This is a genomic window from Plantibacter sp. H53 (genome assembly GCF_001650455.1).
GTDB classification, from domain to species: domain Bacteria; phylum Actinomycetota; class Actinomycetes; order Actinomycetales; family Microbacteriaceae; genus Plantibacter; species Plantibacter flavus_A.
On sequence record NZ_LWCT01000037.1, the window covers coordinates 1 to 10,838 of the forward strand.

A 10,838-nucleotide genomic window follows, 5' to 3' on the forward strand; every position below is an offset into this window, starting at 1 on the left:
GTGAAGTTCACGGTCTCTTCGCCGCGGCCTGCGCCGCCGGTGACCTGGTTGACGTTGACGGTCTGGGCGACGGCTGCGTCGTCGGCGTAGGTGCCGGTGGTGGTCCACTGGCCGCCCGTGACGACGGCGGCGGTGGTGCCGGGGACGCGGTCTCCGTTGGTGTCGAGCACGTTGACGGTGGAGCCGTCGGTGCCGGTGCCGGTGAACGTGACCGTGCGGGAGCCCAGCTCCTGGCCTTCGGTCGGGCTCGTGACCGCGAAGGTCTGCGCGGGCACGGTGGTCGGGAGTGTGAAGTTCACGGTCTCTTCGCCGCGGCCTGCGCCGCCGGTGACCTGGTTGACGTTGACGGTCTGGGCGACGGCTGCGTCGTCGGCGTAGGTGCCGGTGGTGGTCCACTGGCCGCCCGTGACGACGGCGGCGGTGGTGCCGGGGACGCGGTCTCCGTTGGTGTCGAGCACGTTGACGGTGGAGCCGTCGGTGCCGGTGCCGGTGAACGTGACCGTGCGGGAGCCCAGCTCCTGGCCTTCGGTCGGGCTCGTGACCGAGAAGACGGGGGCGACAGCCGGGAGGGAGAAGTCGACGGGGACCTGTGGGATGCCACTGCCGCCGAAGAGGCCACCGACCTTGATGTTCTGGGCGACGGTTGCGTCGTCCGCGTACGTCGGGAGCTGGACGCTGTAGTCGATGGGCTGGCCGAAGCTGCCGCCGACGTTGGTCCGAGCGAGCGGGGTGGTGCCGTCCGCCGCGTAGACGATGACGGTCGAGCCGCCGAACACGGAACCGGTGACGGTGACGGTGCGGGAGTCGACGGTGGAGTTCTGAGCCGGCGCGGTGACCGTGAGGCCGGCTTCGGCGGCGGAGGCCGGTGCTGCGGTGAGCACCGCGCCGCCGAGGGCAAGAGCGATGGCGGCGGGCACGGCCAGTGCCTTCCGCCAGGACAGGTGTCGTGACAAGAGCATTCCTTGGGTTCGGGAGTCGGTTTGGGTCGTCCGGGATGACAGGCGCGTGCGACTGTGCAGGGCGTCCGTGTGCATGGACGGGTGTTATGACCGGACCGGGCATCCGTCTGATGTCGGTTGCCCTGTGGGAGAAGCTAACAGTTGCCTGAGAGCTTTCGGCCCCCAAGCGGAAATTGGCTGATCGACAAAAATGCCTGGTCAGCGCAACGCTACGCGGGTGTAGCGCGGGGATCGGCGGCCACTTCGGCGGAACGTCGCGGTTGTCGATCGTGTAAGCGTTTCCATTGCCAACCATTCCCGCGGTCGCGTTGGCCGCAACATTCATGACGGCGGATATCCAGGCTTGCCCCGGGCCGGATTCGCTGCTACCGCTCCCCGCGAGGACGACATTGTGCGCTTACCCAGCCCCCGCAGAGCCCGCCCCCGTAGGCTGGAAACCGTGGCGCGAAGCATTTACATCATCTCTGCCGAAGGACACTCCGGGAAGTCGACGGTGGCCCTCGGGGTCCTCGACACCCTGAGCCATCAGATCGAGCGGATCGGGGTGTTCCGCCCCATCGCACGGTCCACGACGAAACCCGACTACGTGCTGCAGCTGCTGCTCGAGCACGACGGCGTCGACCTCGCCTACGAGGACTGCATCGGCGTCAGCTACGACGACGTGCACACCGATCCCGAGGCGGCGCTCTCGCGCATCGTCCAGCGGTACAAGCACATCGAGGCGCAGTGCGATGCGGTCGTGATCCTCGGCTCCGACTACACCGACGTCGGCAGCCCGACGGAGCTCGGCTACAACGCCCGGATCGCCACCAACCTCGGCGCACCCGTCCTCCTCGTGCTCGGCGGTCGCGCCGGTCAGGGTGCGGGGGAGCAGCTCGGGCAGTCCGTCGCCCGCACACCCGACGACATGCGCAACATCGCCGAACTCGCCCTGGGTGAACTCGCCGACGCACACGCCCAGTTGCTCGCTGTCGTCGCGAACCGCGCCGATCCCGACAAGCTCCTCGAGATCACCGCTGCGATCAGCGACGCCATCCACCCGAACGGTTCCGCGAACGGTTCCGTCGTCGCCCCGGCCGGCCACGCCGCCGGCGCCGCGATGGTCCCCGTCTGGGCCATCCCCGAAGACACCTTCCTCATCGCGCCGACGATGGACAGCATCCTCGAGGCTGTCGACGGCACCCTCGTGAAGGGCAGTGAGGAGCTGCTCACGCGCGAGGCGCTCGGCGTCGTCGTGGCGGGCATGTCGATGGTGAACGTGCTCCCGCGCATCACCGAGGGATCCGTCATCGTCATCCCGGCAGACCGCACGGAGGTACTGCTCGCCGCGCTCATGGCCAATGCCTCCGGCACGTTCCCGTCGATCGCGGGCATCGTGCTCAACGGTGGATTCCCGCTGCCCGAGGTGGTGGAGGAGCTCATCTCCGGTCTCGGCGAGATCCCGCCGATCGTCAGCACCGACCTCGGTACCTACGACACCGCGGTCCGCGTCATGAACACCCGTGGGCGCCTCGCCGCAGACTCGCAGCGCAAGTACGACACCGCACTCGCGCTGTTCGAGCAGAACGTCGACGCACCGCTCCTGCTCGAGCTGCTCAACGTCGCGCGCGCCGACGTCGTCACGCCCCTCATGTTCGAGTACGGGCTGCTGGAGCGCGCGCGGTCGAACCGCAAGCACATCGTGCTGCCGGAGGGCGACGACGACCGCATCCTCCGCGCGGCCGGCACCCTGCTCGCCCGCGAGGTCGCCGACCTCACCATCCTCGGCGAGGAGATCGAGGTGCGGTCGCGGGCCATCGAGCTCGGCATCGACCTCAGCAAGGCGACCATCGTCAGCCCCTTCGACGCGGTGCTGCGCCTCAAGTTCGCCGAGGAGTACGCCCGGTTGCGGGCCCACAAGGGCGTCACGATCGACATGGCGAGCGACGCCGTCACCGACGTCTCCTACTTCGGCACGATGATGGTGCACCTCGGGCTCGCCGACGGCATGGTCTCGGGTGCCGCCCACACGACGGCGCACACGATCCGGCCGTCGTTCGAGATCATCAAGACGAAGCCCGGCGTCTCCGTGGTGTCGAGCGTGTTCCTCATGGCGCTCGCCGACCGCGTGCTCGTCTACGGCGACTGCGCCGTGAACCCCGACCCGACCGACGCCCAGCTCGCCGACATCGCGATCTCGTCGGCCGAGACGGCGGAGCAGTTCGGGATCGAGCAGCGCATCGCGATGCTGTCGTACTCCACCGGTGACTCCGGAGCGGGCGCCGACGTCGAGAAGGTCCGCTCAGCGACCCGACAGGTGCGTGAGCGTCGGCCCGACCTCCTCGTCGAGGGGCCGATCCAGTACGACGCCGCCGCCGACGCCGCGGTCGCCGCGACGAAGATGCCCGACTCGCAGGTCGCTGGCCGCGCGACGGTGTTCATCTTCCCCGACCTCAACACCGGCAACAACACGTACAAGGCGGTGCAGCGTTCGGCTGGCGCCGTCGCGATCGGTCCGGTGCTGCAGGGCCTCAACAAGCCGATCAACGACCTGTCGCGTGGCGCGCTCGTGCAGGACATCGTCAACACCGTCGCGATCACCGCCATCCAGGCGCAGGAACAGGAATAGGTCCAGACGCACATGCCCACCGTCCTCGTGGTGAACTCCGGTTCCTCGTCGTTCAAGTACCAGCTCATCGATGTCGAGACGGAGCGGACGCTCGCCAGCGGACTCGTCGAACGCATCGGCGACGCGACGGGCGCCGCCGAGCACCGGTCGTACCTGCCCGACGCCGCCGGCGCGACGACCCCGCCCATCGAGGAACGATGGGTCATCGAGCGTGAGATCCCCGATCACACAGCCGGGTTCCAGGTCATGCTCGACGCGTTCGCCGAGCACGGGCCGTCACTCGACGAGCACGCGCCGATCGCGGTCGGCCACCGGGTGGTGCACGGCGGGAAGCGCTTCTTCGAGCCGACCGTGGTCACGGACCTCGTGAAGATCAACATCGAGGACATCTCCGAGCTGGCGCCGCTGCACAACCCGGCGAACCTGCAGGGCATCAACGCGGCGCAGGTCGCGTTCCCCGACGTCCCGCACGTGGCGGTCTTCGACACGGCGTTCCACCAGACCATCCCGGCTGCGGCGTACACCTACGCGATCGACGCGGAGCTCGCCGCGAAGCACCGCGTGCGTCGATACGGCTTCCACGGCACCTCGCACAAGTTCGTGTCGGAGGCTGCGGCGGCGTTCCTCGACCGCCCGCTCGGTGAGCTGAAGCAGATCGTCTTCCACCTCGGCAACGGGGCGTCGGCGTGCGCGATCGACGGCGGCCGGTCGGTCGACACGTCCATGGGCATGACACCGCTCGAAGGACTCGTCATGGGCACGCGCTCCGGTGACCTCGACCCCGCGGTGCTGTTCCACCTGCATCGCAAGGCTGGGCTCGGGTTCGACGAGCTCGACACGTTGCTCAACCGCCGCAGTGGTCTGCTGGGGCTGTCGGGTACCGGGGACATGCGCGACGTCACCGAGTCTGCGTCGAAGGGCGATGAAGCGGCGCAGCTCGCGCTCGACGTGACCGTCCACCGCTTGCGGCACTACCTCGGCGCATACCTCGCGGTCCTCGGTGGGCTCGACGTGGTCGTGTTCACCGCGGGTGTCGGTGAGAACGCGCCGCTGATCCGCGCGGGTGCGGTGCAGGGGCTCGAGGGGCTCGGCATCGTCCTCGATGAGGACCGCAACGCCGAGCGTGCGCGTGGCATCCGGGTGATCTCGACGGACGACTCCCCGGTGACCGTCCTGGTCGTCCCCACGAACGAGGAGCTCGAGATCGCGCGCCAGACGGTCGCCGCACTGGCGTAGCCGCAAGTCGCCGACCCTTCGGCCCCTGACACCTCTGCCGGCCCCTGAGCTTGTCGAAGGGCGGGATTTCCGCGCGCGCACTTCGACAGGCTCAGTGACCGAATCGGCCCCGGGCGCTTCCTCCGGTCCCTGAGCTTGTCGGAGGGCGCACGGCAGACCCTCGCTCGCGTGTCCCCCGTGCAGAGGACAAAAGAATGAGTGGTTCCCCCTATTAACTTTCCCTGTGAGTTCCCTTAGTCTCAGGAAACCGCCAGCGACGTCGCGCCTGTCGGACCCCTAGATGAAAGTACTCACCTCAGTGAATTTGAAGACGTCACGCCGCACTGCGGCTCTCGCCACCGGCATCGCAGTTGTCGCCGGATCCACCCTCCTCATCGCCGGACCCGCGTCTGCAGCTGAGATCCAGGTCACCGATGACCAGGTTGCTGCCAACGAGACGGTGTACACCGGCTGGCACGAAGGCTACGGCCTTCCCGGCTCGACCACCCCTCCCGGCGCTGACGCGGTTGTCACCGACGCCGGCCTCGAGATGACCGGTCCTTCGCAGATCATCAACGGTTACGCGGCTCCGGTCGCGGTCGACGGCGCGGATGTCACCTTCGCGACGATCGCGGCGACGGCTGGAGTCGTGTCGACGAACAACCTGGCCTACTTCCAGATCCCGGTCTACGCCGAGACTGGCGACACCAACACCTTCACCACGCTTCGTCCCGAGAACCCGGGCGCAGCGGGCCTCACCGGCAACTGGGTCGCGAGCAGCGATGACATCGCTGGCATCGCTGCGAACACGCCGACGTCCATCGCCGACCTGAGCACCGCGCTCGGCAGCTTCGACCTGCTCGCCTTCGGTGTGCTCGTCATCGCCGGTGGCGACGACGTCGTCCAGACGATCTCGTTCAACGGCGACAACTACAACTTCGCTGCTCCGGTCGTCGCTCCGGTCTTCGACCCGCTGGTAGTTGTCGACCCCGACACGATCTACTTCTCCGACGTCCGCCCCGGCGGTGCAGGCTTCGCGGTGACCGTCACGGGCTTCACCCCGGGCGACACCCTGACGATCAGCGTCATCGACCCGAACGGCGAGGTCTTCGGGTCCGCTGACGGTGGCGACACGGTCATCGCCGACGCAGACGGTGGTTTCGCCGCAGCTGACCTCACCTTCGTGGGCGAGGGCATCCAGGTCGGTACGTACACCTTCCGCGTGACTGACAGCGCGGGTGTCTTCGCCGAGGACGCGATCGCCGTCATCGCCGACCCGGTCGCCGCTGGCGCCCCCGTCCCGACGCTGGCTGACACCGGCTCGGACTCGGGTGTCCTCGTCGGTGGCGCTGCCGCGCTGCTGCTCCTCGGCGCTGCCGGCATGCTGTTCGCAGCTGCTCGCCGCAAGGGCGCGCAGGTCACGGCCTAGTCTCACCCTGCGAAGCCCCGTTCTCAACTCCGGTCGAGGGCGGGGCTTCGTGCTGCCGCCGGGGAGCTGACACGTCGACAGGCTCAGCGCCCGTTCCCGTTCCCTGAGCTTGATGAAGGGTTGTCCGTGTTGCATTTCGACAGGCTCAATGACCGAGACCCCCCGTTCCTTGGCGTTGGTGGAGAGCTGTCCGCGGTGCGCTTCGACAAGCTCAGTGACCGATACCGCCCCCGGTCCCTGAGCTTGTCGAAGGGCACACGGGAGACTTCCTGGCTCGAGCGCGGCGGGGAGGAAGGCGGAGCGGCAGCTCCGTTGCTGCACTCCGCCCGGTCGCACGTGCCGGGACCGCTTGGCCCGGGCCATGCGCGCCGGCCATTTGCGCGTTCGGGTAACGAAAATGACCGGAAACAGTGCTTCGGAGCGTCCGGCGGCGTGGATTGGTTTGACGTCGAGATAATCGTCCGGTCGTGCTGAGCGCGTCACGCAGCGCGCAGCCTCGGCTTGCCGCCGCGTCGCGGGATGCGATGCGGGTCGATGTGCGCGGGCGGGATGAACCAGGGCACGTGGTCGCGCACGATGACCTCCCATCCGTCGTTGTGGATGCGATGGTGATGGAAACTGCACAACAGGATGCCGTTGGACAGGTCGGTCGGTCCGCCCCGTGACCACCAGGCGAGGTGATGGGCCTCGGTATACGACGGTGGATGGGTACAGCCGGTCCAGGCGCAGCCACCATCGCGCTCAGCGAGAGCGATCTTCTGATTCTTGGTGAACAATCGTGTGCCGACCCCGAGGTCGAGCACCTGCGACGGCCCGCCGAGCACCATCGGGATGATCCGGCCATCGGCTGCCATGCACCGTGCGGTGCCGGCGGAGATCGGTTCGGAGACGCCGTCGATGTAGGCCCGGCCGTCGGACCACTGGCCGTCGTCGGCCAGGTCGGGTTCGTCCATGCGGATGATGAGGGAGACGGGTGCCAGTTCCATGACCGCCGACTCGCAACCCGCGGCGTGACGGAAGACCCCGACGAGGGCTTCCACGCGGCGTTCGTCCATCGTGCGGGTGTCGGGCATCTCTGCCGGTGGGACGTAGGCGTCGTCGAGCGGATCCGCGGAGGCCAGCTCACCGCTGGTTGGTGCCGCCGCGGCCGTTTCATCGGAGGGATCGACGAACCGGACCTGCCGCAGCTGCTTCCCGACGACGGCGTCCATCGTGGCGCGGACCCATCCCGCCGCCTCGGGCGCGAGGAAGGCGCGGAGCTCGGTCATGCCGTCGGGGAGTTCGCGGAGGGTGCAGCGCTGCTGCTTCCGGAGCGCGATCTCGCGCGGCACGGGGCCGTCTTGGTCGAGGCTGGTGCGGACGAGCTTGGCGAGGCTGCTGACCTCGGCGAGCGGCGCGCCGTCGCAGTGCTCGATGCCGGCGCTGACGGCACGGTGGACGCGTTCGTCGTCGACGCCGGAGCCCACCAGTCGCAGTTCGCGCAGCAGGATGCCCGCGCCCTCGACACTGAGTGCGGACCGGACGAAGCCGGATGGGGTGGTCGCCTCGTCGTGGTCGACCGTGCACGTCGGGTTGTCGCCTTCGGACAGCGGCAGGCAGGGGGCGTCGGCGGCGGGTCGGGGTTCGATGGCTGCGGCGATCTCAGGGCGGTCGCATTCGATGACGTCGCCGGTGAGGGCGCGCTTGGGGGTGATCGCTTGGGCGACCGAGGTGATCGTGGCGGCGCGTCCGCGAGAGATGCGCCACCGTTCCGAGAGCATGACGGCCGGCGTCGCATACCCGTGGCTGCGGGCCAACGGGTCGCGGCCGACGATGCCGCCGCGGGAGCGCTCCGACACCGAACCCATGACCCGAGCGGCCAGGACTTCGACAACGTGCTGCACGGCACCCAGCTGGTCGAGGACGCGGACCACGCCTGCGTCGTTCATGCCGGCGAGTTGCTCGATGGCGTCGTCGCCCGGTCGAATCGGGTCGAGCGCGCCCGACCAGGTGCGGCGGAACTCGGACACCGTCTCGCCCAGCGTGCCCAAGGGGTCGGCGGAGACCGGACCGAGGGGAACGTGTGGGCTGCTGGACATGGGACCATCCAAACATGAGCCACTGACATTCGAACGCCGACCGATTCCACTTCTGATCTGGGATATTTAGCCAACGTCTGTTGCGTGCGGATACCTCGCCGGGCTCTGTGAGTGGCGAGGGACTTCTCGTGTGGCCCGCGTACACTCGCCATATGCGCCCCCTCGCCGACCGTGAGCGTGACCTCCTGGTCGCCTTGATCGCCCGCGGCACGGAGCACGGTGTTGATCGGGTGATCGCCGCCTCCGATCGAGAACGGTGGGCGGGACAGCTTCCAGGCGTCATGGTGTACGGGATGTGCGGGTGCGGCACGTGTCCCTCGATCGACCTTGTCCCTGAGGGCTACGACCGGCCAACCACGGCGCGTCAGACGGTCCTCGAGGCGAGTACGTCGAACGCGTTCCTCCTCCTCTTCATCGAGGACGACCGGCCGACGTACCTGGAACTCGCCCCGTTCGGCGATGAACCGATCACCGAGTTCCCGCCGGTAGCAGACGTCGAGTTCTGAGGTCGCGGGTCGGCGGGCTCGCACCTCTCGACGGGGGTCGCCACCCTTCGACAAGCTCAGGGACCGGGAGGGGTACTCAGGGACCGGGAGGGCTGTTCGGGGACCGCACGGGGTGCCCGGGGTAGGGATGGGTGCTCAAGACCGGGTGGCGCGCTCAGGGACCGGGAGTGGTGCTTAGGGACCGGGAGTAGTGCTTAGGGCCCAAGAGCGCGCTCAGACCGAGCGGGCCCGCTCAGGAACCGGGAGCGGTGCTTCGGGGGCCACGGGGTGCGTAGAACCGAAGCGTTCGCATCCGTCGCGATCCGGTCCGGTCCCTGAGCTTGTCGAAGGGCACCACCGCCCGCTCAGTCCCGAGTGCCGAACAGGCCTTCGCCGTGCTTCGTCAGCACCTCGTACGCGTCGGCGTAGTTGTCCGGCAGCGGGGCGCCGGGCTCGTACTTCGCGAGGAGGATCCCGATCAGTCCGAGAGCCGGCGGCGTGAGCGGTCGCTTGCGGTCCTTGTCCTTGTCGGTACGGGCGTTCGCCTCGGGGTTCGGCGGCACGTAGGCGGGCGTCACCGTCGGCCACAGCACGGGTTGCCTCGGTGAGGTGAGGTTCACGGCGTTGAAGATGCTCGTGGCGGTGCGGTCGCGTTCGGTCAGCGGGTCGAGTCCGTGCAGCTCGGCGAGGGTCTTCATGAGTGAGCCGTGATGCATCTCCTGGTTGATGACGCTGCCGGCCTTCGTGTATGCGGAGATGACGATGGTCGGCACCCGCAGTCCGAGGCGGTCGAAGGTGAAGCCCATCTCGCCCGCCTCCGGCTTGCCAGACGGCGGGGTCGCCTTGGGTGGTGCAACGTGATCGTAGATGCCGCCGTGTTCGTCGAAGGTGACGAGCATGACCGTGTTCATCGCGTTCGAGCCGGTGGTCGACGCCCCGTGCTTGATCGCCGTGTAGACCTCGCCGAGGAGCTGCTCGCCGGCGCGCATGTCGGAGTAGGCGGAGTCGAGCTCAGGGTCGACGTCGTCCCGGCTCGGGTTGTCGGGACGGACGACCGGCGGGTGCATGTCGTTGTGGTCGAACACCATGCGTGGTTCGACGAAGGCGTAGTCGGGCAGGTCACCGTTCGCCGCGTCCTCGTGGAACTGCTCCATGCTCCGGAAGTTGCTCTTCCAGTACTGCTCGATCGACGGTGCGCTCAGGAGACCGGTGAGGGAGACGACCTGTTGGGCGTCGTAATAGACGCGCCAGGTCTTGCCGGCCTCCTCGAGCCGGTTGAACACGGTGGGGACGGCTGGTGCGCTCAGCCACTTGCCGATGCCGTCGTCCTCGATGTTGGTGACGTACCCGTGGGAGGTGCTCGCGTGGAAGAAGGAGCGGTTGCAGAAGGTCTGGGAGGGGACCGCCGCGTACCAGTGGTCATAGACGCCGAAGTTCTTGGCGAGCGTGGACAGCACCGGGAGCATCTCGGGGGAGAAGCCGCCCATCACGGTGGAGTACTCCTCGGGCGTCGGCTTGCGTCCGCGGGCGAGCGTCGAGTTGACGATGTAGTCCTTGACGAAGCCGTCGTTCTTGGGGGAGGAGGTGTCGGCTGGGAGGTTCCACGGCGGCTGCAGCGGGTTGCGGAGGTCGCCGTTGCTCTCGGGGTCGATGGTGCCGAAGAGCTGCGTGTTGACGTGTGGGTAGAACTCGCCGGGGTCCGGGTCGGGCTGGGCCATGATCTGGTCGGTGGGGCCTGTGTAGACGTGGGCGGGGACGGGTTCACCGGACTCGCCGGGGTTGCTGTAGTCGCCCTGGGCGAGGCCGTCGAAGGTCTGGCCGGCCGGCTCGCCTCCCGCGGGGTACAGCCAGCCGAGCATGTGGTCGAAGGAGCGGTTCTCGAACATCACGACGACGACGTGGTCGAACCCTGGTTCGCTGCGCTTGGGGAGCGGCGTGAACCCGTAGTCCTCCTGCGGGTTGGACGCGGTGGCGGCCGCGATGCCACCGGCGACGGCGCCGCCAGCTGCGAGACCCGCGACGCCGAAGCCCGCGGCGCGGAAGAAGTCTCGGCGGGAGGTGGGG

7 protein-coding genes are annotated in these 10,838 nt (G+C 68.4%); 4 read left to right on the forward strand and 3 right to left on the reverse strand.

All coding sequences use genetic code 11. The features are described 5' to 3' along the window. The coding region (locus tag A4X17_RS14405) for a hypothetical protein (RefSeq protein WP_157583542.1) at positions 1-953 on the reverse strand (953 nt) is incomplete at its 3' end. Between the two features lie 445 nt (positions 954-1,398). Here A4X17_RS14405 and pta point away from each other — a divergent pair. The 3 genes from pta (at position 1,399) to A4X17_RS14420 (ending at position 6,211) form a co-directional block, all read left to right on the forward strand. Beyond that, complete coding sequence (pta, locus tag A4X17_RS14410) at positions 1,399-3,567, forward strand: phosphate acetyltransferase (RefSeq protein WP_064296374.1); 2,169 nt, start codon at positions 1,399-1,401, stop codon at positions 3,565-3,567. A 12-nt stretch (positions 3,568-3,579) separates the two neighbouring features. Further along, positions 3,580-4,803: an acetate/propionate family kinase gene (locus A4X17_RS14415; RefSeq protein WP_064296375.1), complete on the forward strand. Its 1,224-nt coding sequence runs from the start codon at positions 3,580-3,582 to the stop codon at positions 4,801-4,803. A gap of 280 nt (positions 4,804-5,083) precedes the next feature. After that, positions 5,084-6,211 carry a hypothetical protein gene (locus tag A4X17_RS14420; protein ID WP_157583544.1) on the forward strand — a complete coding sequence of 376 codons (1,128 nt, stop codon included), beginning with the start codon at positions 5,084-5,086 and terminating at the stop codon, positions 6,209-6,211. A gap of 479 nt (positions 6,212-6,690) precedes the next feature. On the opposite strand, the gene A4X17_RS14425 is transcribed toward A4X17_RS14420, so the two are convergent. Further along, positions 6,691-8,289 carry an HNH endonuclease signature motif containing protein gene (locus A4X17_RS14425; protein WP_064296377.1) on the reverse strand — a complete coding sequence of 533 codons (1,599 nt, stop codon included), beginning with the start codon at positions 8,287-8,289 and terminating at the stop codon, positions 6,691-6,693. Positions 8,290-8,441: 152 nt separating this feature from the next. Between A4X17_RS14425 and A4X17_RS14430 the strand changes: the two genes are divergently transcribed. Then, on the forward strand, positions 8,442-8,795 hold the full coding sequence (locus A4X17_RS14430; protein ID WP_064296378.1) for a hypothetical protein: 354 nt from the start codon (positions 8,442-8,444) through the stop codon (positions 8,793-8,795). A 344-nt stretch (positions 8,796-9,139) separates the two neighbouring features. On the opposite strand, the gene A4X17_RS14435 is transcribed toward A4X17_RS14430, so the two are convergent. Beyond that, positions 9,140-10,838: alkaline phosphatase family protein (locus tag A4X17_RS14435; RefSeq protein ID WP_064296379.1), on the reverse strand; the 1,699-nt coding region annotated here is incomplete at its 5' end.

Coding starts and splice junctions, on each gene's coding strand:
- A4X17_RS14415 (WP_064296375.1), top strand. CDS start 3,580: ATGCCCACCGTCCTCGTGGTGAACTCCGGTTCCTCGTCGTTCAAGTAC.
- A4X17_RS14420 (WP_157583544.1), top strand. CDS start 5,084: ATGAAAGTACTCACCTCAGTGAATTTGAAGACGTCACGCCGCACTGCG.
- A4X17_RS14425 (WP_064296377.1), bottom strand. CDS start 8,289: ATGTCCAGCAGCCCACACGTTCCCCTCGGTCCGGTCTCCGCCGACCCC.
- A4X17_RS14430 (WP_064296378.1), top strand. CDS start 8,442: ATGCGCCCCCTCGCCGACCGTGAGCGTGACCTCCTGGTCGCCTTGATC.